Genomic DNA, 25,925 nt, shown 5'->3' with positions numbered 1-25,925 from the left:
ATGCATAAAACTATGAATATAGAATAAACTTTGGTTTATACATAATATACATCAATGTATAATTTTGCGCATTGCAAAATTTATGATCAGTTTTACAGCAAAGAAATTTTGCAGAAGAACACAAAAAAAAGAAGCAGTTGCATTCTACTATCGTGCAATTGCTTCTTTTTTCTTGTTGTTTAAATGAGAACAGTTGAATTCTAGTCCCACGTAAGTTTAATTGGGAGTACTTTTTCGATTTCTTCAAAATAAGAATCTTTTTGCTCTTTTGTCATCCACAGGTGGATAATTCCGTGGTCGTTCTGACTTCTAATTAAACGTCCTATTCCTTGGCGAAGACGGAGCAACATATATGGTGTATCAATTTCCTTCATTGGGTCTGCGACATGTTTCCGTTTGGCTTGGAAAACAGGATCATGTGGTGGAAACGGTAATGATGATATTATTACTTGTGTTAAAGACTCTCCTGGTACATCTAGGCCTTCCCATAAATGATATGCGCACAGCACTGTTGACGGGCTTTGCTGGAAATCATGTACGGCAACACTAATCTCCTGATCACCTTCATAAACGATATCAAATTTCCATGATTGTTGATCGGACCACTTGCGGAAACGATTCATCTCTTCGACCGAAGTAAACAGTACGAGTGAGTGGCCTTCATTATCTTTTAATGCTGTCCCAATTTTTTCCCATTTCATTTGTTCATTTATTTCGATATGTCCAATTAGTTTCATTTGTGCCTCATAATCAAAAGGTGAAGCTACAGTAAATGAAGAATAGTTTGATATTCCTAAGCTGTTTGCAATGTAGGAAAAGTCACCGTTCTTTGATAATGTAGCCGATGAAAAGATAAAGGGAATTCCCTGGGAAAATACTTCTTTCTTTAAAATATCTTCTACCAAACGTGGCATAATGACAAACGACGTTTCAAAGTCATTTTCTTCCAACCAAAAAATACCTTCCCCCTCTTTTAATAAAGTGGTTAAACCGTAAGAGAAAAATTCTAAATATTCTTCAATGATCTTTACGTGATAGCCTTCAAGTGTAAATAACTCAGAGTCAAAGACGAGTTGTTCTAACAGTTCTTGGACATAACGTTCCATTTTAGCCGCTAAATCAAGCATCACCTTTGAGCGAGGGACATCAAGTCGACTAGACCCTTCAATTACTTTTGCGGTATCTCGCAAAACGTCAAACCATTCATCATTTAACACTAGGATTTCTTCAATTAAAACGAGGGACTCTTCACGAACGTTTTGATTCATATAAGCAGTGAGTACCGTCGTTAATGTTTCTGAATGGAAGCGGTATGTAAGTGCTTTCTGTGCGGAAAATTCGAGCAAATGCCCTTCATCAAAGACAACACAGCTTGCTTCAGGCAATAGTGGAAGTTGACCTTCACGCTTACGAGACTCCTTTGTCCACACATGCTCCATGTAAAAGTCATGTGAACAAATGATTAAGTCAGTTGACTCTTTGTAATAGTTACGATGAAGTGTTTGGCCACAGCGGTGACGCCATTCACAGGTTGAACATTGCTGTAACGGATCCCAACCAATTTGTTCCCATTTTGGATTAGATAGCCAAGGATAATCTTTTCGATCACCGTAACGATCAAATAAAGCCATCGATGAACTTGTGTCATAAACGAATCCTGGAATCTCCTCGTGGACACGTAGAATATCTTCGTCTTCAGTACGGTTTGCAAGTGGATCTAACTTTTTCATACAAACGTATTGCTCACGAGATTTTGCTAAACGAACATCTATACTTAGGCCTAGAGCTTTTTCTAGTTTCTCAATGTCCCCACCCTTTTTAACAAGCTGTTCAATTAGGGTTTCATCGGCACAGGAAATAATCGCTGGTTTTCTCATATAACGTGCATAGCAGATTGCATACAATAAATAAACGAAGGTTTTACCAGTTCCTACACCAGCTTCGGCAAAACTAACACTTTTATTTTTAAATGCTTGTTCAATTTGAAAAGCCATATAAATTTGTTCATCCCGTAACTCGTAGCCGTGTTCAGGTAATATATCATAAAAAACATCACCGACATAATCTCCGAGGCGCTCAAAAAAATTTTCGGTTTTTGAAATGGTAAAAGGAAGCTTTTGAGTCATGCTATTTCTCCGTTCTAAAATAATTATATTATGTATGATTAAGTTATTTTGTTTATCTAGTTTTTAATTATGTTAAAAGCCTACATAAGAAGACCAACATCTATCATACCTAAAGGTGTATCAGCTGTAAATGAATAAAAACAAAAACATTTGAATTTCTGCTGGTTTCGATTGGTATGGGTAGGCAAAAATTGACGAAAATTATCAGACTTTTGCTAGCATTCTAAATAAAAGACATCATGTCCATTTAATTAAATGAACATGATGCCTACTAATTGATCCTCTTTAAGTTTTTTTCTAGAACGTGTTTGTAATATTTGATAATTTATCAGAAGCGATAGCTACTTGTTCAACAGCTCCATTAATTTCTTCAAAAATATTTTTTAATTGGTTCATTTCATTGGCAATTAAAACATTTTGTTTTTTCATATTAACCATAGATTGAACGATCTCATCAAAAAATTGGTTAGTCATACTAGACTCTGCTGTGCCTTTTTTTATGTGATCAGTATTTTCATTTATTGATTTTGACATATTGGAAGTATAGCGATTAATTTCATTCACTAAAACAGAAACACCAGAAACTGCATTTTTTGTATCCTCGGCTAACTTCCGTACTTCATTGGCAACTACTGCAAATCCTTTGCCTTGTTCTCCTGCCCGCGCCGCTTCAATCGCTGCATTTAAAGCAAGTAAGTTGGTTTGGTCGGCAATTGAAGTAACCATCCGCGAAATTTCTTCAATTTTTTTCGACGCTGTCATTAGATCATTCATTTCTGTAGCGATATTGTTCATGTTTTCTTCTGTTTTCATGATCACCTTTACTAGGTAGTCTAATCGCTCTTTTCCGTCTTTAGACTTTTCTTCCGTTGAAATCGCAATGTGTGAACTAGCTTCGGTTAATTCATTAATTTCATTCGTTTTAAACGTTACCTCTTGTAACGACGAACTCGTTTCTTCACTTATTGCAGCTAGCTCTTGTGCATTTGTACTAACTTCATACTCCATTTCTTTCTTATGATTTGCAGCCTCATTTCGGATACGTTCATTTTCAAGTTCATATGCTTCTAAAACGATTTGCTGTTCTAAATTCATGATTTTTGTAATTGCCATTATCACTTCAGTATTTTCCTGCTTGCTATAGACTTTATCGCTAAAAATCTCTATTAAAGATTGAAGGAGGTCTTGAAAAGCACACATATACCATTTTGGTTCGAGTCCAATTCTCACGTGCACATGAGCAATAACATTTCTTTGCTCAATGAAAGCTTCATCAATCTGCCCACTAAACATCTCGAGAATATGATTGTAAAGAGTCTTTTTCAATCGGTCTACATGACTATGGTCATTAATGATTCGCATTAAAGATTGTTCTTTTGCTAAGTTCTTATAAAATTGTTCAACAATGGTTTCTAGATGTTCCTTTACAACTGGTTGTAATGCGCGGATAATCGCTAAATCTTTCGTTGTTAAATGGATCATTTCAATTTGTTTTAATAGGTCACCATTTCTGTCTAGTTTTATGTATACCTCAGAATCATTTCGGTTTAATGTATCAAATATACTTTGTGTTGTCTCTCTTTTTTTTATAGTAAATAAGTTTCTCATAAGTCCCCCAAATTAATAAAATTTAAAAAATCTAGTTGTCTGTTTTAATCTAATGGTACATACATCGCAGTTTTACATAAATACTCATCAATATCATTGTCAGGCAGCGGTTTACTTAAAAGGTATCCTTGAACATCATCACAATTTTTCATCCTTAATAATTCGTACTGTTCTTCTGTCTCAACACCTTCTGCAATAACGGTAAGTTCTAAACTATGACATACAGAAATGATGGCTTCTATTAACGTTAGATCAAACTTACTTTCTTTCATATCCCATACAAAGGATTTGTCTATTTTAACAATATCAATCGGCATTTCTTTTAAATAATTTAGGGATGAATATCCTGTTCCAAAGTCATCAATTGCTAATTTTACACCCATTTGTTTGAGTTGAGATAGTACTTTTATTGTAAATTCTTTATGTTCCATGGCGACTGTTTCTGTTATTTCTAGTTCAAGATATTTTGCAGGGAGGCCAACCATTATGAGAATATCGTTAACTCTGTTGACAAAGTCATCATGAAGTAATTGAACCATTGAAACATTTACTGAAATACGAATATCTATATTTTGTTCAAGTAAACCCTTTGCTTTTTCACACGCTGTACGAATGACCCAATCACCAATCGGGATAATCATTCCTGTTTTTTCCGCAATCGGAATAAAATCAACTGGCGTTACGATCCCGAGCGTTGAATGATGCCAGCGGACAAGTGCTTCTAAACCATATATATGACCCGAGTCGATATTTACTTTTGGCTGGTAATATAAACTTAGTTCATCTTTTTCAATTGCTTTTCTTAGGCCATTTTCTAATTCTAGCGTTTCAATTACTTCTAATTGATGCTTCTCCTCGTAATAGATATATTGATTACCACCATTCTGCTTTGCTTTATACATAGAGATATCAGCTTGTTTTATTAATTCTTCTACTTGGTTACTATGTTGAGGATATAGGCTAATTCCAATGCTAGTAGAAATAAAGATTTCTCTATCATCCACTTTATACGACTTGGAAAATGATTTTAGTATCGCTACGACAACACGTTCAACCTCTTGAATGTCCGTAAAAGGAACGACAAAAATAAATTCATCGCCGCCTTGCCGGGAGACAATTACTTTATTTTCTATTATTCTTTTAAAACGCTCGGCCACTTCTTTTAAAAGTAAGTCTCCAAAGGAGTGTCCATATGTATCATTAATTAGTTTAAACCGGTCAAAATCAAGAAACAGTACAGCTAACGTCTGATGGTCTTGCATCATTTGCTCTAATGATAAATTAAAACTTAGACGGTTAGGTAATTCAGTTAAAAGATCAAAATGTGCTAATTTTCGATAATTTTCTTGACTTTGACGAAGATCTTCTTCTATTTTCTTTCTCGCACTAATATCATTACGAATTCCTACGTATTGGTAAGGCTTCCCCTGGCCGTCTAGGAAGGGAACAATTGTTGTATCGACCCAATATAAGGTACCATCCTTTGCTTTATTTTGAATTTCCCCCTGCCATATTTCCCCTTTTTCAATCGTCTCCCACAGCTCTTTAAAAAAGGCTTTTGAATGAAAGCCAGAATTGATCAAGCGATGGGTTGACCCAATAAGTTCATCTTTGTCATATTGAGAGATGGCACAAAATTTGTCATTTACATACGTAATAACTCCATTTACATCTGTCAAAACTAATATCGATGACTTATCAAGAGCATATTTTATATCTGATAATTCTTTGTGAATTTCATGTTTTGCAGGATATAATAACCTATCCAAAAAGCTCCCCCCAATATTTTTATCTATAAATCTATGTACGCACGGTTGGCATTTTAATAAGCCTAACTTTAGCATTGTCATATATTTTTGATAGTTATTGTATTTTTTGTCGATCCTTTGTTCTATTAGAATATTACCATTTTTTATTTTTCTCTTACAATCCTTTATTTATGGATGCACAATAAAGGATTATTCTTTTGTCAATTTTGTTAATTAAATATGAAATTACAACAGGTATTACTACCTGTTTTTCTAATAACTCAAAAGAGTGTTCACAAATCATTCGAGAATTTTTTAGGTATATAACAAAACAATGAGCTAAACGTATTTATCGTGTAAATAAAGTGAAAATTTTTCAGCTTAATGAGACTTTTTTGAAACTAAACTAAAAAGACTAAAACCTCCAAGGTCTTAGTCCATTAAGTGAAATTCGATACTGAAATTTCACTTTTGTGTATGACTAGCTATGTCATCTAATATACTAGGAAACTAATTGATCTCGACCATTTTTTTTTGCTTTATATAGCTTTTCATCAGCAGCTTTTACGGCAGTTTGTAATTGTGAATCTTCTAAGCGGGCAAGACCTATCGAAACGGTAATGGATAAAGAGATCCCATCTAAACTAAATTTAGTTTTCCGGATTTCATTTTGAATCGTTTCAAGTATTTCCACAACATGGTGTATATGATCTTCATCTATGTAGATAATAAACTCTTCTCCTCCATATCTAGCTACAGTCATTTTATCGTTTTCAAATTTTCTTAGTATTTCAGACAACTTTACTAATATGTAGTCACCTGTTAAATGTCCGTATGTATCATTTAAACGTTTAAAATGGTCTATATCAATCATCGCGATATAACAATTACCCCGCGTTACATTTATTTTTTTTTCGACGACATTAAAAAATCTTTTCTTATTAAGAAGTTTTGTTAGTTGGTCATGTGTAGCTAAAAATTCTAATCGCTGTTTCAACACTTCCCGCTTATATTCCAATATCGTCAGTGAATAAAGTATAAATGCAGCCCCAATAAAAGAGCCATACCTTATAAGGTAGATACTTTTAAATAGCTCTAACCCATCTGGAATGATGAAGATGATTGGAAAGTCTGATATAAACCAACAAAAAGTTACGATAACAAATTTATGGAGTAACATGGTATGAATGTTATTTTTATTAAAAAAAGCAAGGGCAAGTAATGTAGGTCCCACCATCCCAAATACAATTCCAGGAACAGCTCCATCGCCTCCCATAAAAAAGCGCCACGCAGAAACAATTATTAATACTGGTATAGTAGTCTTCCAACCCTTCAAAAGTGCTAAAAAAACGAGTGGAATCAGTCTTAGATCTAATTTATACTCACCAAATTCGATAGGTAAATAAAACATGGAAATAACTGCACCAGAGAAAATAACAATTATACTGACCGACACTAACCGCTTATTTAAGCGGTCACGATAATTCATTATCGTACTCATCATTAGGTGCATTAATAAGACGATAGCTAAATTTGATAAGATAGATTGATGCATTAGTTTCTCCTTTTTCTTCTCTCTTTCTACTCCTAATAGACCTTAACTTTTACTTGTGAGTATAGACCTTAACTTTTACTTGTGAGTATAGACCTATGAATTTAACCTTAGTACCTACTATAGAATAATAGAAATCCCATAAATTATCAATGTTTTCCAAATAAATGCAAAAAAAATAAAACGGAATTGTTTCCGTCTTAAAATAAGCTGCGAACTAGAAAATTAGTTAATTTATCTTTATTATTAGTGTTAGTTAGTAAGGTATTAGAATTTCTCTTTTAAACTATCACTTGAAATAGGTAATGAGATGCTAACGGTAGTTCCTACACCCTCTTTACTATCAATCGTAATGTTTCCTTGATGTTCTTCTATAATTTTAAAGCATACCATAAGTCCTAAACCTGTTCCATGGTCTTTACTCGAGTAGAACGGTTCTCCGAGTTTCTCTATTTTCTCTGTCGGTATGCCACACCCTCTATCTTTTACTTTAATTAGAACGTAAGAGTCATCGTTTTTCATTTCTATATCAAGTTTTCCACCAGTAGGCATAGACTCAATGGCATTTTTTAATATATTTATAAGTACTTGTTTAATTTTATGTTCGTTACAATAGATCAAATGAATGCTATTTTCGATGTTACACTCAATTTCAATTTGATTTAATAGAGCTTCCGTATCAATGATAGCTAATGTATTCCTTAATATTTGTACAGGGTCTTTTTCTAAGAATAGATTAGCCTGTGGTTTTGCCAAAGACAAGAATTCAGTTACAATGACTTCTATTCTTTCTAACTCTGAGAGCATTAAATCTGCATATTCTCTTTTTATTTGATCCCTAAATAGCTGGATAAACCCTTTGATGGATGTTAACGGATTTCGTATTTCATGGGCAACTGCAGCTGACAATTGACCAATCACTGAAAGCTTATCCGATCTTTTTAGTAACTCATCTGTTTTCTTTCGATCACTAATATCCCTAGAAACAGACGTGAATCCTATTAGCTTACCTGTACCATCGCTTAACGGTGAGTAAGTGATACTGACGTCAATGAGAGTCCCATCCTTCTTTTGTCTTTTCGTTTCTAAACCGATGATATCTCTTCTAGCTTTCATTTCTTTAATGATCTCTTGCATCTCTTCATTCATCTCTTCAGGAAGTACAGGAAACTTCTTACCAATTATTTCCTTTAATTTCCATCCGTAGATACTTTCAATTGCTGGGTTTACATGAAGAATTTCGCCTTCTAATGATAATGTACCTATACAATCAGCGCTATGGTAAATTAAAGATTCCAAAAATTCTTTTGTTTGTTTTAAATTCTCTTCAGATTTGATCTTCTCTGTAATATCTTCAACAATTCCGTAAACACCAATCACGTTTTCTTTTACAATTATAGGAACGTTCGTCACTTTAAGATAAACTTTTCTACCTGTTTTATGTGTAATTGTTGTCTGATATTCTTGCGATGTACCTTCGAGAGAGAGTGTGAAATACTTTCTTACCATTTCAACATCATCTTTATCGACAAAGCTATAGCAGTTTTCTTTCATCTCATCGAACCGATAGCCGATTATTTGTTCGAGTGAATGATTACAGCTCGTGACCTTCCCATTTAAATCCATAATACAAATACCATTTGGATTATGGTCAAATAATGATTTAAATTGTTGTTCATTGCGTTCTAAAAGTTGTTCCGTTTTTTTGCGTTCTGTTATCTCACGACCGATAACTACTATACCTTTATTCAATATATGATCGTCACTTTTAAGAGGAACTTTTAAGATATCGTACACTAATTCTTCGCCATTAGGCTGTGGAAACTTCATTTCTCTTCTTACAGGAGCACTTTGTTCCCAAGCAAGTTGATCGGTTTCTTCTACTTGTGTAAGAAAGTGCTGATATTGCTTAAATGAAGGAGCGGTTTCATCCACTTGGTTATCTTGAAAAAATGGTAGTTTTTCTTTTGCTGTTTGATTTCCTTCAATCCAACGACCTTTTTCATCCTTGAATACAATTAGATCTGGAATGATATCCATAACAAAATTAAAACGTTTTTCGGTTTCACGTATAAGTTTTTTTTCGTCCTCTCTTCTTTCGACAGCTAGTCCAACTAATTTAGCGCAAGTCTCGATCATTTCCATTTCCAACTGACTAGGAGTAGACAGAAATGGATGATAAATTGCAAAAGAACCAATGACTTCGTTATCCACAAAAATAGGAATTGACCAGCAAGAGCGAAGACCATTAGATATAGCATGGTTCCGAAAATCATCCCAGAGTGAGTCCGTTAAAATGTCTAAGGTTATGACAGCTTCTTTACGGTACATAGCTGCACCACATGAACCTTTTTCACTTATTTCAACGCCAAAAAATGGTTCTATAAATTGACTGGGTAGATTAGGTGCTACGATTTTATGCATTCGTTTATCCTGGTCGAGTAGTATAATTGAAGAGAGCGCTTTCCTAACAAAATATGCTTCAACCATTATCGACAATCGATGTAATATATTTTGTAATGAATCACGTTTAACAATCATATTGAGGACCGTTTGATTTACATCTAACAATAAATCACGCTGTTTTTGTTTTGTAATATCTTCTAAAGTAACTAAAACTACTTCTATATCACTTTCTAAAAATAACCGACAATGAATAGTAAGCCAAGTTTTATTGATCGTTTTAATTTCAATCGATTGGGATGTTTTTATCTCTTCATTTAATTGAGAAATAGAAGTTTTAATTTTTCTGTGATATCCGTTTTGAATATAATTATAGAATGATAAATTGGTTGTATTTTCTTTTTGGTTTAATATTTCATTAGCCATTTCATTTGCACTAACTATTATTCCATCCATAGTGATAGCAAGTGTTGGTATTGGACTATTGCTACACAAAAAATGTATAGTTCGAAATGATCCTTCTAGTTGCTTCATTAAAAATTCCTCCAGTTTCCCTTACTTCCCTAAAATGTCCCTCCTATAATTTACAGAACATATATAATTAATTATAAAGCGAATTCCCATTAAAGTCCTTAGTTTTATTGTAGTATTATTTTCTCAAAGTTTTAGAAAAAAAGTTTTTTTATATAATGGTATATACCCTTATCTTCCAACTACAAAACAATAACCAGAAAAACAGGCACCTTTACCCTATTGCAGTGGTAAAGGTGCCTGGCACCTATTTCTATTTAATATATAATGTCTCGAAGCCTGGTTGAATAGAGAGATTCATTTTATGAATTGTAATATCATCAGCATAAAGATAGTGTGTATTAAAATAAAATTGCTCACCATCGATATTTGCTTTTACAAGGGATGCAAGATTAGGTAATAATTCTTTTTCAACATCCATATACCATTGACGCTTTAATGTAATAGGTATTTTCCCAAATAGCATTCTAGCTGTCAGTTTCTCAACATACATTTCTGAAACATCTACCCGTAAATCTCTTCTACTGATAGGTCCATTAACTTCTACTCTTCCATTACCTACTATCTGAATATGAAAAGGTGTCTTACCTTCAAAATTACGATAAAGCTTTAATTCTTCCATTCTCACTTGATCTAATTTAATACTTCCTAAACGTGTACTGCTTTGAGTTGCTGTTTCTCGTTGTACTGACGTTAGATCAAAGGCTTTACCTTGTGAAATCAATGGTGTTTTAATGACAAAGCCTCCCATAAGATCTTGACTCGGAAATTGCCCAGTACGCTCCTCTAATAGTTCGATTTTGATTTCCATTTCATCGCCCTGCATCCCACCAGTTTCATCTCTTTTTATATCCTCTTCAACTTCATGAATTTCTTCATTTTCGCTTATACTTTTTTTATCCTCTGTTTCTACTTCTTTTGATCTTGCCTCTTTACTATTCACTTCTTTTAAGCTAATTTCTTCGTACTGAGTATCGTCTATACCTTGATTATCCTTCTGTGGATTTTCAGGCACTTCATTTTTATTTATTTTATCTTTTTCTACCACTTTTTTTTCACCATCGGACACATCTTTATCCTTTATTTTTGAATTATTTGTATCATCTTTTCCTTCTGTTTTAATTAGGTCTTTTATTAAGGGCTTTTTTAGAATAGGGGTTGTTTTAGGATCAAGTTCATTAGTTAAATCGACTTCTTTTAGGTCTTCAAGTATTTTTTCTTCTATTATTTTATGAATATCATCTAAAATATGCTTTTCGAGCTCTGTTCCAGTTAATTTAGGGTACTTATTACCTTTTTTCACATCCTCTAAATAGTCTACAATTGTTGTTTCTAACACTGAGTTTTTTTTAATGCTCTTTATCATGTCATTTGATAAGAGTGGACTTAAGACATTATCTTCATTTAATACAGTATCAATAATATCCTTTGTAAACTCTGTCGTATTTACTAACAGGTTACTTGTTTCATTTACTACTTCTTGAATAGGAAGAAGGTTGTTAACGCGGATACCTGCTTGTTCAGAGTAATTGGCTTTGATGTGTTCTAGAGAACTTTGTCTTGGCAATGCATGTACAGCACCTGTTACATTTAAAAATGTAATTAAAAGTAGCAAGAAAAATGCAATTGAATAAAACATAAACAAGATAAATTGCTTTTTTCTCATGAAGTGATCAAACACGACCTCCCCTCCCTTTTATACTTCATCTTTTCCTGCAGCTATCATTTTTTCATGAACATATATCACAGACTGTGCTAGTTTGGTTTCCTTTGCTTCGGCCAGTTGCTTTGAAGTTATTTCGTCGTTGCCCTTCCAGCCAATAATGAAAGCACCACCAATAATTCCCAATACCCCCCCAATGATAAGACCACCAACTGCACCTACAAAAGATAAAATTGAGAGTACAATGATTAGACTCCCAATAAACATATTCATCGCAGGAAAGACGAGAGCCATTACAGACATGGTTAATAGAAGGGACCCGATAAATAATCCAGCCCATAATAAACCGCTTCCTGGTAAAAACAACATAGGAGCAATGTCGATTCCTATCCATAAAACTAAGCTAGAAGATGTAAATGTAAATACTGCACCAAGGATTGGTCTTTTTAGGTTAGCAGCAAGGAGAAATCCAGATGAAAACGAAAAAAATAAAGAAAGGAAAAACGGGACAAAAAATTGAATGATAGCTTGCCATATGTGAATGTGACTTCCAGTTACTAAATTGTTTACGATGAGGCTAGCAAATAAATATCCTAGCCAAACACCAATGAAACTAGAAAGCGTATAATATAATGGCTCTCCTTTAAAAGACAGATATATCGAGTTTGCTTTTTGACGAGCTATTAATGTAACACTGATTGTTCCAAATAAACATAAGAAAATAATCATGCCGATAAAAGTTCCTATAACTCCTAGCCCTAACGTTGTATTTCCCCCTATCAAGCCACCTGGTATAACACCAGCAATACCATAAATAATAAAATCGGAGGTTTTTTGGTATTTATATTTATCGCATAGATAAATGGTCAAAGTTAAAGTGATTCCAGTACAAATACCACCGATCATTGCTCCGTAAAGGTTGCTGGTGATAATAATTCCACCAATAAATGCACCAATAAAAGTCCCTATTAACAGCATTTGTATATAATAAAAAACTCCTTTACTTTCCATATCTTCACCTCAATACTCATTATTTTACATTAGGGGCCGGTTCAGAAAATCAGCTAGTTATTTTCCTCCAACGACATTACCATTTTTGTCATGTGGGACAACGGTAACATTTAAACCAGGAAGTTGAATTGAATTTATAAACATGGAATGAGTATTTAAAGCTGCATCTGTAAGCTTCATATTAGGTGCATTCAAACCAAAAGTCTCAATTGGATTTTGCTTAAATTTTTCACTTACTTCTAGCTCTTTAAAGTTTGCAATGTCAGCATCGATGTTTGTTACATTTAAAAGAAATCCTTTTCCAGTAACATCGCCTGTGGCCGATATAACAACATCAATAGTATGAATACCATAAGCTCCTAATGAATCACTGACATTGATCCCTTTTGTAATAACAAGACCTTTAATTGTGGCTTCACTTAGTTCAACAGCAGCTTGTGGCCATTTAGCTTTTTCGGACGTTTCACCAATCGCTGGATATAGTTTAAATCCTTTTGCATCAATACCTGACATAGCAACTTCATAGCCTCCTATTCCTGTTAAAGGAAAAGCAGCGAACACCTTTCCAGTAGCAAATAAAGAACCGATTAGTATTGATAGTCCAGCTAGTCCTGAAATGATTGCTACCCAAAACCGTTTTTGATTAAGATGAAATGTTGAAGTCATTGTTAATCTCCTCCTTTTATTTAGTGATTTTCCTTGAACCGTCCCCTAAAATGAATCCGTTATCAAAGGTATGTAAGCGTTATTATTTCAAATCTAAAAAACAATAAAAATTAGATACATTGCTTTGTTAATCATATTGTAAGTTTCAAAGCTCCCACAATCTATCCCTGTAAATATCGTATAAACTATTATCCTAATAAAAGAACATCCTACAATTGTCGGTAACCAACTAAGTAGTAAGATAGGCCATTGACTTTTTTGAATATTTATAATATTTTACAAATAACAATATGTTCGTAGTGAAAAGCTTGAAATACGATAACGAGGAGGGGTGCTTATGAACGGTTTTTTGAATGATGAATTACATACGATCGTTCAAAAAGCTGCTTCAGCTTTATTGCAGCTAAAAGACATTATTTCAGAAGAATGGAACATCCTGTTAAAACAGTATTTGGAGCAATACGTAATGGATGAAAATGAAGAAAAAATTAACGTGTATACTATTCTGTCTACCCAATATTTTTGGGATCAAATTAAGGCATTGAGCTGCGGTGAAAATGCTGAATCTACATTAGATCCTATTCACCATGAATTATTAACAAATATTCCAGAGCAAGTAGACGCCAATTTGCTGATTTTCATAACAACTATGCTAGAAAGCACAGCCTTAAAGATCATGAAAGACCATGGATTTCAATCCTACTATGACCAACAGTCCTTACAATATTTATTTTTTAATTTTACACAACAGCTACTCCCCTTTAAAAATCATACAACGAAAAAGGACGTTAGGACCCTTATAAAAGACCTACTCGTTGAAAGCGAAAGCCCATTCTATTGGATTTCAATCGTAAAAGAGCAGAAAGAAGAGTTTAAGGTTGAAGAAATTTTTACTCATAAAGATTACTTAATTGATGAGTCGTGGCTATCGATTGCAAAAAAATTATCAGCTCCTACAATTGAATTTATTAGTGAGTCGTTACTTCGGTTATTGGAACAAAAAAGGTCAGAAGATGTGAATATTATTCCGCTATCACTACCTTCAGAAACATTGCTGCTTTGTGTTCAAGGTGAAAAAACAACAAAATCCTTATTAACCTTTATTCTAAATGTTGTCAAAGAAAATGAAAGCGCTTTAAAAGATTACAAACTAACGAATAATTGGAAAGATGCCCTCATCCTATTCGATGAACTTATTATGCAAGCTAATAGTCTAGAAGATGCAATAGATAAAGTTTCTTCTGGACTCATTCATTATTTACCTTTTGAAAGAACAGCGATCTTTTCTTTAAAGGAAACGAATTCAGGAAAAATAGGAATTGGCATGTTTGGAAGACAAGTTGATTTAAAAGCGATCCAAAATATACGAGAGGATCTAACGAATTTACCAGTCATTAAAGAAAGCTTAGAAAACATTCAGCCTGTATTCGTACCAAAAGCCGAAGCAGTCTTTCCCTCCAGGTACGTTCAAATATTCGAGCTTGAATCTACTGTTTTTATTCCATTATTTAGCCCCTCAAAAAACCGACTTTGGGGTGGAATGTTATTAGACCAAGGTGGCGGGAAAGAGTTCGAACTGTCCAATCACCATATTGCTGCCTTAATGAAATTTGGTACCCATGCTGGAGAAATTTTAGAAAAGTTTTCAAGTGGAAAACTACTACCATCACAACCCTATACAGGCACACATCTTTCGCCACGTGAACAAGATATACTTAGACTAATGGCCAACGGGTATACCATTGATGAGGCCGCAGAAGAACTGTTTTTAAGTAAGTACACCGTTCGTGATTATGTATCAGATATTATTAAGAAAATGAACGCTAAAAATCGGACCCATGCTGTTGCATCAGGTATTAGACAAGGAATTATATAAGGCTTCAACTTCACCTAGATTTAAGAACATACAAAAAAAAGTTATGCTGTATAAGGTTACAGCATAACTTTTTATAATTTGAGGCTCTTTTTTCAAAGCTTATTGCTATTTGGCTTTTGGACCGTTAGCCTAGCAAATGCTTGAATCTTTTCTCAAACGTAAAGATGTTAAATTACAGAAACAGCCTTTTAAATATTGTAGTTTTACCAACAGCGTCATAAGGATTGCTTATATTCAAAGGAAGAATTACTTCGACTTTGGTATTCAATAATTTTTAATCTGTTTTCTATTTCTTCCCATTTTTTTTGCTCTGATTTAGTCAGCTGATCGATAAGACGCTCTATTGTAGGGTCTTTTCTATCAATAAACTCCTTCCAACGATCTTGTAATTCAAACTTTTGAGCTAATATCCACATAAGAAGGTCTTTTGTAGAATGATCATCTAAAAACACTTCAAGAAAAGCATCCTTAAACGTCTCGCGTTTACCAGGGATGCCGTGGTCTTTCCCGTTTAATAGATGGTTTTGGATGATCCGATTAATGTTGGGATTATTTGGTCCTCCACTCTGATCATAAAACGCCTGGATCCGCTTACTCATCGTCACCTTTTCTTGACCGTCCATATTATACCTCCTACTATTCCAAAATGGATATCATCAAAATTTTGCAAGTTAAAGTGTTACTCTGTTGATGTGCGTATTAAACTGGGTTTCAGCCTGTCTGTTAGAAGGTAAATGTCTAAAAGAAGCTTCTCGATTTCCGGGTTCGCCAAACTCGCCATAATAAAAATATACTTAATAGAAGACTGATGAAAAGAAAAGCAGCAGCTATAAACTGAAGAGATAAAAATGGGAGCAGCAACTCACTAGGAAGGTTCATAGTCATTAAGCCCGTTGCAAGAATAAAAGAAGCAGTTATAATAGCTAATACGAGTCGATTGACAGACTGCTGAACAATATCCTTAGTACTTCTCTCCATTTTTACCTGAAGGTTGAATTTCACATCATTATAATAAAGGTGCTCCAATATTTTATTTAATCGTCTAGGTAACGTTCCGATAAGTTTCGTAGATTCCTGCAGTAAACTTGCATTTGCACGGTAGTTAAATCGACTAGACATCATTCTTTTCATAATTTGAACATCGGCAGACTCAACGACATGATGAAAAGATACTTCTGGACATAGCCATCTTGCAGTTCCTTCGGTTGCAGAAAAAGCTTTCGCCCAAAGAGCAAGGCCATTAGGAATTTTGCAGTAATTTTGAATTCCAATTGAAATGATTTCTAAAACAAGCCTTCCCCAATTATATTTACTTCCTTGGGTACTGTTTACATAATGCAAAAACATGGCTCTATATTGATCTCGGAGTTTTACCGTATCAGTATAGATCGTTGGTTGAATTAAATCCATCGCACATTCAACTGCGTCTTCGGCTTGATTTAAACGGGTATGCATCAAAAACCGGAAGATCGCTTGACCATGTAGTGAGTCCATCTTCCCAATCATCCCAAAGTCAATTGGGACTGCTTTTTTTGTATGTTTATCGATCATTATATTAGAACCGTGAGCATCAGCATGGTAATTTCCTATTAAAAATGTTTCGATATAATAATGCGCTAAGTCCATTAGGAGTTCTAAACGCTCTTCAAACGTAAAGAAATCCACAGGAAAGTCTTTAATCGTCCACCCATCAATAAATTCCATAATTAAAACACTGTTTGTTGCCGAATAGACTTCAGCAATGTGAACCCCCTCATAAGGCTCAGCAATCGTCCTATGTTCATTCATGGAACGGGCTTCGTTTTGCATATTTAATTCATTCATCGAGCTACTGTAATAATCCGCTACTAAACTATTCAAATCTAGAGAAGCTGCTAGCTCGAGTGGTAAAAGTTTTTGAATTTTCTTTACCCATTTTTTAATAACTGTAATATCTGTCTCAAATAACTTTTCAACGGTTGGACGTAAAACCTTTACAGCAACGACAGGACCATCTAATAGCTTTGCTTTATATACTTGAGCCAATGACGCAGAACCTAGTGGTTTTCCTTCGATCCATTCAAACATATCAAGTCCTTGTGGGAGTTCTGTTTCTAAAATGTATTGCATGATTTCAAAGTCCATTGCAGGAACTCGGTCTAGGAGTTTCTCTAGTTCAAGGGTAATTGGTTCTGGTAAAATGTCTTGCCTAGTTACGAGTACTTGGCCGAGCTTGATAAACGTTGGTCCTAATTCTTCAAAGACTTTCCGTAAACGAACTCCAATTTTGTGCAATTTCACATCATCTTCGTACGTTCTGTTTTTTTTATTCCATTTTGATAGTATTGATGCATCCTTTAGGAGATAAGCAAGACCATGTTTCGACATAACAGAAATGATTTTTCTTGTCCTTTTACTCGCAGTTATGGAACTCTTGTCTTTATAAATTTTCGTTTTAATCATTTCTATTTGTTGTGGATTTAACGTATTCACCTCTTGAATTGTTGCTGTCACTTAGCTTCCCCCCTTATTATTTTGTACAAATAGGAGAAAGAAGTTCTCCCTCCTATTTGCTCTTCTTAGAAGAATGTTGTCGGTGTATCATTTACGTCCACAATAACTGACTTTGTTTCTAAATAACCGTCTAAAGCTCGTGGCCCTAGTTCTCTTCCTAATCCACTCTGCTTAAAACCTCCGAATGGTGCTGTTGGTGTTAATACTTGAATAGTGTTTAACCATATAGTACCTGCTTGTATGCCTTGAGCAAGCCTGAAGCCGCGTTTAATGTCTTTTGTCCAAACGGCAGCAGCTAATCCATAAATCGTATCGTTTGCCATTCGAATTACGTCTTCTTCATGTCGGAATCGAATAATCGATAATACAGGACCAAATACTTCTTCTTGAGCAATTTTCATATCAGGATGAACGTCCGAAAATACCGTTGGTTCGATAAAATATCCTCGTCTATGTTCATTTGGCTGTTTACCACCTGTGAGTAGTTTCGCTCCTTCCTTTTTAGCAATTTCTACATATTGAAGGATTTTATTCAACTGCTCTTTGCTAATAACAGGCCCTAAATCGTTTTCATGATCGTTACCTGGACCGACCTTTAACTTTCTTGCACGTTCGGTTATTTTTTCAATAAAAGCTTCATAGATTTCCTCTTGGACAAATACTCTTGAACCAGCTTGACATACTTGCCCAGAATTTAGAAAAATTCCAAATAAAGCACCATTTACAGCTTCTTCAAGGTTCGCATCGTTAAATACAATGTTTGGCGATTTCCCGCCTAACTCTAATGTCACTCGTTTTATGTTCGTGGCCGCTGATTGAAGTATATGTTTTCCAGTTTCGGTTTCACCAGTAAAAGCAATTTTCCAGGCATCAGGATGACAAACAAGAGCTTTTCCGGCCTCATCAGTTCCTGGAACAACTTGAAGTACACCTTCTGGAACACCAGCTTCAAGACAGATTTCGGCTAATTTTAAAGCTGTTAACGGTGTTTGTGGTGCTGGCTTCAAAACAGCACTGCAACCAGCCGCTAATGCAGGAGCGATTTTCCATGCAGGCATTAGTAATGGGAAGTTCCAAGGCGTAATTAAGCCAGCAACTCCAATCGGCTCTTTTTGTGTAAATACAAAATGGTTCGGCGCTGCACCTGTCATAGAAAATGGAAGAGTTTCTCCCGTTGGCTGTGAGCACAGGCCAGCCATATAATCAAAGCATTCAATGACAAGTGGGATTTCTAGGAAAAGGGCTGTGTTAAAAGGCATACCGTTTTCTTTTGTCATAAGTTCAGCAATTTCAATTTGTTTTTCTTTAATCTTCGCTGCTACTTGATGAAGAATTCGCCCACGTTCAATCGGAGAAATTGCACGCCATCTTCGATCAGCAAATGCTTCTTTTGCTCCTTTCACAGCCAGGTCGACATCTTTTTCATTTGCATCAGCAACTTGTGCGATAACTTCTCCAGTTGCGGGATTAAACACGGAAAATGTTTTACTAGAACTAGATGGAACCCACTCGCCGTTTATGAGTAAGTTGAATTCATTAACCTTTTGGACCTTAGACATCTAATCACCAACCTTTATCCAACGAGGTCTTCGCGACCAACCTCTATTAAATGTTCTTTGTATAACGGAAACCACCCTTGAAGATGAGGGACTACTTTTAATGACTTTGAAAGTGGCCCGTGAGCTGTCATTTGTTGTCTCGCTAAGGCTTGGCTAAGCTCTACTTTTCCAGACCAAAACTTATGCCCAATATCTGCGTTCATTTCAAATTTAAGTTCTGGATTTAAGTTCGTTTCTCCACAAATAATATCGATACCGTCACCTGTTTCATTTTTTATCCACGTTATTTTTGCCTCTGGTTTCGTATAAACGAATTGAACGAGTGCATCATGAGTTTCAGAAGGTTGATAGGATTGGAGGATTTTTTTTGCTACATCACCTTCTTTCACATTTTCAAAGAATGCTCCTAAAATCTCATAGATTTCTTGTTCGGATTGAAAAACTGCCATATGATCATCTCCTTAAAAAGTAATTAACATTTGTGCTAAATTGTAAGAATACTTCTAGCTATTTTACCTGCTGCTAAATTGTCAAATGCGTCATTAACCCCTTCTAATGAGTAATACGTCTTTGAAATTAATTCATTCAGCTTTAACTTTTCCGCCATATATAAGTCGAGTAACATCGGGATATCGATCGCTGGATTTGATTGCCCATACCATGAACCTGTCAATGTTTTTCCTTGTGAGGGTAGTGAGAAAGCGTTTATGGAAACGTTTACATTTGGTGGCGCAACCCCTACTACCACACCAAGACCGCATTTCCCTAACACATTATAGGATTGGGCAATCGTTTCAGGCCGACCGATCACTTCAAACGAGTAATCTACACCACGCCCTTCTGTTAACTCTAGAACAGCATCAATTACATCATCTTCTGCTCCGTTGACAGTATGTGTGGCTCCGAAATGTTTTGCCATTGCAAACTTTTCCTCGACAACATCTACGGCAATTATTTTTACAGCACCTGCAAGCTTAGCTCCTTGAATTACATTTAAACCGACCCCTCCTGCACCAATAACTGCAACAGTACTACCTGGTGTTACTTTTGCCGTATTAACAACTGCTCCGACACCAGTTAGTGCACCACAGCCTACCAAAGCAGCTTGAGGAAACGGTACATCCTTTCGAATAGGTATAACTCCGTTTGCTGGGACAACGGTATATTCAGAAAAAGTCCCTGTCATACTGAATTGGTAGATTTCTTGTTCCCCTTTGTAAAAGCGGGTTGTTCCATCTAGTAATGTACCGTACTCTGCAGAGCGTTGGGCATGTTCACACATATCCTTTCTACCTTTTAGGCAGTAATAACACTTCCCACAATGAGGCACCCAGTTTAAGACGACATGGTCTCCTTTTTTTACATGAGTTACCCCCTCTCCAATTTCTTCTACAATGCCAGCTCCTTCATGTCCTAAGACCATTGGAACAGGAAGAGGAAGATCTGCTTGCACGACGTGTAAATCACTATGACAAACCCCAGCAGCTTTTATTTTTACAAGAACCTCTTCTTTTTTAGGGCTTTTCAGTTGAACATCTTCGATTGAAACTTTTTGTCCATAATCCATTAATACGGCAGCTTTCATATTTTCCTCCTTTCTGAACCACTGAAATCGTTCGTGTGTCTCTATTATAGTTTTAAGAATTTTCAATAAATACCCCTCCGATTATCGGGTAATTGCACAGTATATGAAAGGATACCCGATAGTTGAGGGGATTTGTGGCTCTTTGTTGTGTATTTGTAAATCCCCCGACAAATATCGGTCTTCGTACGGAAAAGACGATAAATTTAGGGCTGTTCTTCAGGTAAGCGTTTTCATAAACTTAAGTTAACAAACGATTACAAATTTTAATGGCTAAGGGGGAAATGGTATGGCACACGTTAGAAGTAACCACCAGTCTTTTCAAACAGCAGGTACACAATTAATTAATTGGGATGCACCAGGGTACAAATTATATGAGAAAGCAAAAAAATTTGGTGGATGGGATCCCAAAAGTATTGATTTTTCTCAAGATAAGGTAGATTTTCAAAAACTTAATGATGCTGAGCGAGAAATGATTTGTTTATTAGTATCACAGTTTGCCGCTGGTGAGGAAGCAGTCACCCTCGATATCTTACCGATGATTGCTGCTATGAGCAGACAAGGAAGATTGGAAGATACGATGTACTTAACAACCTTTGTTTATGAAGAGGCGAAACATACAGAGTTATTTGCCCGTTGGCGTGAGGAAGTTGGGATGCTGGAAGATTTAACGAAATATCATAATGAAAACTATCGTAAAATCTTTTATGAAAAGCTGCCTGAAGCGATGGATCGACTATATACTGATGACTCCTCTGCAGCGATCATTCGTGCTGCAACGATTTATCATATGATAGTAGAAGGGTTATTGGCGGAATCTGGTTATCACTCATTCCGTCAAGCCTTTGAATCGAAAGGAGTGTGTCCAGGGATATTAAAAGCTGTCGATTATTTAAACAGGGATGAAGGACGACATATTGGTTTTGGGACTTATACAATCCAACGATTAATTACCGAAGATGAGAAAAATTATGATGTGTTCATGGAGACGATGGATGAATTGCTGCCTTTAGCTCTCGGTGTTATTCAAGATACAATGCCATATGCAGAAAATGAAGATGGTGAGAAAGTCTTTGGCATTGATTGGTCGATGATGATTGATTACGGCCTAAAGCAATATCAATTACGTGAAATGACAGTTTCCCGAGCTAAGAAAAGCACAATTAGTGACGTAGAAAAAGAAGCCATCGAAATGTCCGAAGCTAACTAACAGAGTGCCAGGCACCTTTACCCTATTGCAGTGGTAAAGGTGCCTGGCACCGTTGTTTTAAAGTTTTACATCTGCGAGGACTGTTGTTTTCATTAGTGGTTTGCCGTTTATATGCCATGCCTTAAAAGTTGGTCATATTGCTGTATTTCGATGAGTTGTCTTTCAAGTCTTTCAAGTGAAATTATTTTCTTTTCTGTCACTGTTGCATTGAAATTAGCACTGTAACTTAGTAAAGGTGCCTGGCACTATAACGGCACAATAACTGTGGCACCTTTACCTCTACATTTTTATGTTTGCTAGAGTGTTCATCTTCTTCTCTTGTTCGTTTGCCCCTAGTTTTACAGTAACTCCTTGAAATTTCGAATAATTCGTCTTAATACCATCGTCTAAATCTAGAGTCACTCGTTTATTAGCAACGGCAGCCAACAATTGATCATACTGACGACATTCAATTAGTTGTGTATCGATAACGGTATACTTTTTCTTTGCTTCTGCACGTTCTCGCGTCGACACGTCTGAAAGTATTGAACTATCTAGCCGAAAAAGCTCCGATTCATATTTTCGCTCGAGTAGGTGTAAATAATCTGTTCGTATTCGAGCAACTAACTCTTCATCGTAGCGATGAATGTAAACGAGTGCTTTAAAACCATTGTGTTTCCCGCTATCAAATAACCAATAGATGGGACGTTTTTTATAGGCTTGTACATGATCTTTGTAGAAATCCTTTAAAAAATACCTTCTTATCGTTTGTCTTGATGTTTCGGTTTCCTTTTCGTTTAATGCCTTGGCAATGAATTGAAGGTTGTCTTCTAATTCCTTTTCTCCAAATGCTGCTCTCACAAACTCAACAAACTTTGTCGCAAGGTCAACTTCAAAATACTCTTCATCTGTAACAATCATCACATTGTCTTTAACTGGAACGAATGTTTCATAATTAGAGAGGTCCAGTTTCCCACCTGCAAGAACAAGCCCCTCTTTATCTAATGAATATCGACCAAAGATACAACCTACAGCGTAAGAAATAAATGATTTCACATCTTTGGCTACATTTGCTCTCGTTAATACAATATCACTACTTTTGATTTCGTCCGAAACAATATCTTCTAAACCATATATTTTAATAAACTCTTTATTTAACTGCTCCTCATACTTTTGTAAGCGAATCAATTGTTCATTTGTAAGCGAGTACCAGCTGTTAAAAGATTTTTCTGCTGATGTTGCTTTACATCGATCATATAAAAATGGGTGACGAGTAAAATTCCAAGACAATTCATGCAAATCCCAATCTTGTTTTGAAATTTCAATACATTTTTCTGTTAATTCATTAATAATTACTTGCTGTTCTTTATTTGGTAACACAATTGGTAATGATTTAATCGTTCCTACCTCATAATTAATCGTTGTGCTAATCGCACTTAATAAAGCCTCGTTTACATTTGAATTTAATAAAGATAAAAAATAAAAATTATATGGTTCTAGATCAAATATTGAACAACCAGCAACATCAAATATAAATCCATTTTTAATGTACCTGACTGAAAATTTCCCTGATGTTACTTTTGACCACGTAATCGATTCCTTGAAGAAATAATTGATATTTTTAACGGTTCGAGAGTAGCTTTTATACAAAGAGGCAGCATATTCTTTTATTTCACTGCCATTATTTTCCCAGTTCACGACAAAATCCTCGTTGCCGTACCACTTTCGGTATTTTCCCCCTTTATTATAAGGAAACCACTTCTTATGAGAAAGTGTCGCTTCATCATTATCATTAAGGTTAAATCCAATTTTATGGTGAGGAACTTCAAACCAATGGCGTAAATACTTATCATTATTTGAAGTCGCCATACCTTGCCTAGGATTAGCTATTTTCTCTAAGGGTTTTCCTTCTGTAAATATCGTTCTGACTTTTTCGTCAATCCAATAAGTAATCGGTTGGTTTGGTAAAGAATGAAAAGTGTTCATTGATGCAATATACATTTTCTCTTGGTTTGGAAAAATGATAGGATCACCATATTCATTGAGATTCGCCATACTCACTTTACAATAGACACCTTTATACTTATCGAGCCTCGTCTTCCTCCAAACGGTGGCTGACGTTCCAAACGCAATACCCATGACCATATTATCTAAATGACTTAAAGTTACGATATGACTTTCTCTTTGTAAATCACTACGAAACTGTTCAAAAGACGACAGAAACATCCAGGATTGCATCGTTACCATTGCATTAAACCCATGATCCTTTAAAAACCTCATTCCACGTGCAATTAAGATTGCAAAAAGATCGTACTTTGCATTAGGGTACAGTGCTTCTAGTGTTTTGGCCATATTACTGTTCATATTACGGATACCCATATACGGCGGGTTTGTTACGACGACATCATATTTAGCACTCATAAGTTTAGCTTGCTCTAAAAATTTCGGAAAAAAGTTTAAGACTATTTCTCGATAATGCGTAGTAAATAAATCTAGATTTTTATCTTCTATGATTTCTTGTAGACGGTGTTCCAATACTTCAAAATCCAATGAGTCTATTTCTAAGATCGAACCAAATTCTTTTGCATCCTTAAAGGTTCTGACTAAATACTCAATTTCTTCTTTTCGAAGCTTGTGTTTAAGCTGTGTATTATCCGTTTCAACAAAATAGTCAATTGCTTCTTGCGGAAGTTCATTACTTTCTTGAATCGAGCTAAGGTTAACTTTAATCGTTTGGTCGAAAAATCTGCGATGATAACTACGGGCTTTCATCATGATTGCAAAATAGGCTAACTGAGCGGCACGATCATCTATATCAAGGCCAAATAGGTTTTTTTCGAGAATTAACTTTGGAATTTCCCGCGGTGAATAACCACTTCTAGAATAAATGTCATATAGAACATCAAATGCATAAACGAGAACATGGCCTGAACCCATGCAAGGGTCTAGTACTTTTATTTCTTCAGGGTTTAACGTTACACATTTAAGAGAGTTAAGTTGTTGTTGTACTTCCTTATCTTGTTCTACTTCATCAATATAGAATGGCCATCTAGTTTTCAGGTCATCATTTGGATTCGCTTCGTGCCACAATCGACCTAATGAATTTTCAACCATGTATTGAACGATCCACTTCGGTGTAAAAAGCTGTGTAGCAGCTGGAATATTAGCTTTCGTTACTTTTTCATTGTTCTTTAAACGGGAAAATACATCATCTTTCTTTTCTGAAATGTAATATTGATATAACCAACCAATGATCTCGACTTGATCTCGCCAATCGTCTTCTCTAATCGAATTGACGAGAAGGCAAACAATTGAATTCTCCTGCAGTAAATTGACAGGTAATAAAATTTCAGTATAATCGTTAATTTTTTCAAACATGTTTGGCAAAATCGAATAAAGGGCATTACACTGTTTAATTAATAAATATTTATATAAACCTTCTAAATCATTTGTATCTTGTAATCTATAAATGGTCTCTCGTTCTAAATTCAAGTCGATATCCAACGCAGCTGCTAATATATCAGGCTCTGTTTTTCCAGCTTGTTCAGAAGATAGTATTCTAACACCTGTAGGTAAATAATGATTTACTTCCATGAAACGAAGGGCAATGAGTCGATTGAACCACGTGTAGGCAACTTCTTCTAGAATTTGATCAAAGCCATTTTCCTCTATTTTATTGATGAGTTCTTGGCGCATTTTCAACTCTGACGAATGAAATACGTTCTCGTTGATGTGGAAATCGCCTTGAAAGACGACAGGTTCTTTTATTTCTTCTCTCGAAATCCCTAATTCATAAGCTCTTTGTTGAATATCAGCCATAAGCTTTGCTCTTGCTTGTATAGCAAACTTCCGAATTGCAGTTTTATTCATCTTAACCTCCATTCATAGGTTATAACTTTGAGGTCCTTTGTCACGAAT

The 25,925-nt window shown here is 35.2% G+C and carries 16 protein-coding genes; 2 read left to right on the top strand and 14 right to left on the bottom strand.

Going from position 1 to position 25,925, the window contains the following annotated elements; all coding sequences use genetic code 11:
* Positions 1–200: 200 nt before the first annotated feature.
* From GKP30_RS06065 to GKP30_RS06030, 8 genes are all read right to left on the bottom strand, one after another.
* Positions 201–2,126 carry an ATP-dependent DNA helicase gene (locus tag GKP30_RS06065; RefSeq protein ID WP_216828525.1) on the bottom strand — a complete coding sequence of 642 codons (1,926 nt, stop codon included), beginning with the start codon at positions 2,124–2,126 and terminating at the stop codon, positions 201–203.
* Positions 2,127–2,423: 297 nt separating this feature from the next.
* The gene (locus GKP30_RS06060) at positions 2,424–3,734 is read right to left on the bottom strand and encodes a globin-coupled sensor protein (RefSeq protein WP_216828524.1); all 1,311 of its coding nucleotides are present in this window, start codon (positions 3,732–3,734) and stop codon (positions 2,424–2,426) included.
* A gap of 44 nt (positions 3,735–3,778) precedes the next feature.
* Entirely contained in the window at positions 3,779–5,503 is a 1,725-nt protein-coding gene (locus GKP30_RS06055; RefSeq protein ID WP_216828523.1) for a putative bifunctional diguanylate cyclase/phosphodiesterase, read from the bottom strand.
* 481 nt (positions 5,504–5,984) lie between these two features.
* Positions 5,985–7,037 (bottom strand): GGDEF domain-containing protein, encoded by a 1,053-nt coding sequence (locus GKP30_RS06050; RefSeq protein WP_216828522.1) that lies wholly within the window; start codon positions 7,035–7,037, stop codon positions 5,985–5,987.
* Positions 7,038–7,301: 264 nt separating this feature from the next.
* Entirely contained in the window at positions 7,302–9,971 is a 2,670-nt protein-coding gene (locus GKP30_RS06045; protein ID WP_216828521.1) for a PAS domain S-box protein, read from the bottom strand.
* 250 nt (positions 9,972–10,221) lie between these two features.
* Positions 10,222–11,649, bottom strand: coding sequence for a hypothetical protein (locus GKP30_RS06040; RefSeq protein ID WP_216828520.1), 1,428 nt, complete (start codon positions 11,647–11,649; stop codon positions 10,222–10,224).
* 15 nt (positions 11,650–11,664) lie between these two features.
* Positions 11,665–12,642 carry a DUF6114 domain-containing protein gene (locus GKP30_RS06035; protein ID WP_216828519.1) on the bottom strand — a complete coding sequence of 326 codons (978 nt, stop codon included), beginning with the start codon at positions 12,640–12,642 and terminating at the stop codon, positions 11,665–11,667.
* Positions 12,643–12,699: 57 nt separating this feature from the next.
* Complete coding sequence (locus tag GKP30_RS06030) at positions 12,700–13,308, bottom strand: DUF6230 family protein (protein ID WP_216828518.1); 609 nt, start codon at positions 13,306–13,308, stop codon at positions 12,700–12,702.
* Between the two features lie 337 nt (positions 13,309–13,645).
* Between GKP30_RS06030 and GKP30_RS06025 the strand changes: the two genes are divergently transcribed.
* A complete protein-coding gene (locus GKP30_RS06025; RefSeq protein WP_216828517.1) occupies positions 13,646–15,184 on the top strand; it encodes a helix-turn-helix domain-containing protein in 1,539 nt (512 codons plus the stop codon).
* Positions 15,185–15,399: 215 nt separating this feature from the next.
* On the opposite strand, the gene GKP30_RS06020 is transcribed toward GKP30_RS06025, so the two are convergent.
* The 5 genes from GKP30_RS06020 to GKP30_RS06000 all read right to left on the bottom strand — a co-directional run bounded on the left by GKP30_RS06020 (position 15,400) and on the right by GKP30_RS06000 (position 20,821).
* Entirely contained in the window at positions 15,400–15,807 is a 408-nt protein-coding gene (locus GKP30_RS06020; protein WP_216828516.1) for a hypothetical protein, read from the bottom strand.
* Between the two features lie 115 nt (positions 15,808–15,922).
* Positions 15,923–17,677 carry an ABC1 kinase family protein gene (locus GKP30_RS06015; protein WP_328703124.1) on the bottom strand — a complete coding sequence of 585 codons (1,755 nt, stop codon included), beginning with the start codon at positions 17,675–17,677 and terminating at the stop codon, positions 15,923–15,925.
* A gap of 65 nt (positions 17,678–17,742) precedes the next feature.
* Positions 17,743–19,236, bottom strand: coding sequence for an aldehyde dehydrogenase family protein (locus GKP30_RS06010; protein ID WP_216828515.1), 1,494 nt, complete (start codon positions 19,234–19,236; stop codon positions 17,743–17,745).
* A 14-nt stretch (positions 19,237–19,250) separates the two neighbouring features.
* Entirely contained in the window at positions 19,251–19,685 is a 435-nt protein-coding gene (locus GKP30_RS06005; protein ID WP_216828514.1) for a hypothetical protein, read from the bottom strand.
* A gap of 35 nt (positions 19,686–19,720) precedes the next feature.
* Positions 19,721–20,821, bottom strand: a complete 1,101-nt coding sequence (locus GKP30_RS06000) for a Zn-dependent alcohol dehydrogenase (RefSeq protein WP_216828513.1) — start codon at positions 20,819–20,821, stop codon at positions 19,721–19,723.
* A 286-nt stretch (positions 20,822–21,107) separates the two neighbouring features.
* On the opposite strand from GKP30_RS06000, the gene GKP30_RS05995 reads away from it, so the two are divergent.
* The gene (locus GKP30_RS05995; protein ID WP_216828512.1) at positions 21,108–22,028 is read left to right on the top strand and encodes a R2-like ligand-binding oxidase; all 921 of its coding nucleotides are present in this window, start codon (positions 21,108–21,110) and stop codon (positions 22,026–22,028) included.
* Positions 22,029–22,307: 279 nt separating this feature from the next.
* On the opposite strand, the gene pglX is transcribed toward GKP30_RS05995, so the two are convergent.
* On the bottom strand, positions 22,308–25,877 hold the full coding sequence (gene pglX, locus GKP30_RS05990) for a BREX-1 system adenine-specific DNA-methyltransferase PglX (protein WP_216828511.1): 3,570 nt from the start codon (positions 25,875–25,877) through the stop codon (positions 22,308–22,310).
* Between the last annotated feature and the right edge of the window lie 48 nt (positions 25,878–25,925).

The sequence above is a fragment of the Alkalihalobacterium elongatum genome, from assembly GCF_019024285.1.
GTDB classification, from domain to species: Bacteria; Bacillota; Bacilli; order Bacillales; family Bacillaceae_F; genus Alkalihalobacterium; species Alkalihalobacterium elongatum.
Note: the sequence above shows the minus strand (reverse complement) of the source record. Positions and strands in the feature narration are given on the sequence as shown.

Excerpts from the sequence above, each read along its gene's own strand:
- GKP30_RS06050 (WP_216828522.1), bottom strand. The coding sequence starts at position 7,037 with ATGCATCAATCTATCTTATCAAATTTAGCTATCGTCTTATTAATGCAC.
- GKP30_RS06010 (WP_216828515.1), bottom strand. The coding sequence starts at position 19,236 with ATGTCTAAGGTCCAAAAGGTTAATGAATTCAACTTACTCATAAACGGC.
- GKP30_RS06000 (WP_216828513.1), bottom strand. The coding sequence starts at position 20,821 with ATGAAAGCTGCCGTATTAATGGATTATGGACAAAAAGTTTCAATCGAA.
- GKP30_RS05995 (WP_216828512.1), top strand. The coding sequence starts at position 21,108 with ATGGCACACGTTAGAAGTAACCACCAGTCTTTTCAAACAGCAGGTACA.
- pglX (WP_216828511.1), bottom strand. The coding sequence starts at position 25,877 with ATGAATAAAACTGCAATTCGGAAGTTTGCTATACAAGCAAGAGCAAAG.
- GKP30_RS06025 (WP_216828517.1), top strand. The coding sequence starts at position 13,646 with ATGAACGGTTTTTTGAATGATGAATTACATACGATCGTTCAAAAAGCT.
- GKP30_RS06035 (WP_216828519.1), bottom strand. The coding sequence starts at position 12,642 with ATGGAAAGTAAAGGAGTTTTTTATTATATACAAATGCTGTTAATAGGG.
- GKP30_RS06060 (WP_216828524.1), bottom strand. The coding sequence starts at position 3,734 with ATGAGAAACTTATTTACTATAAAAAAAAGAGAGACAACACAAAGTATA.
- GKP30_RS06065 (WP_216828525.1), bottom strand. The coding sequence starts at position 2,126 with ATGACTCAAAAGCTTCCTTTTACCATTTCAAAAACCGAAAATTTTTTT.
- GKP30_RS06030 (WP_216828518.1), bottom strand. The coding sequence starts at position 13,308 with ATGACTTCAACATTTCATCTTAATCAAAAACGGTTTTGGGTAGCAATC.
- GKP30_RS06045 (WP_216828521.1), bottom strand. The coding sequence starts at position 9,971 with ATGAAGCAACTAGAAGGATCATTTCGAACTATACATTTTTTGTGTAGC.
- GKP30_RS06020 (WP_216828516.1), bottom strand. The coding sequence starts at position 15,807 with ATGGACGGTCAAGAAAAGGTGACGATGAGTAAGCGGATCCAGGCGTTT.
- GKP30_RS06005 (WP_216828514.1), bottom strand. The coding sequence starts at position 19,685 with ATGGCAGTTTTTCAATCCGAACAAGAAATCTATGAGATTTTAGGAGCA.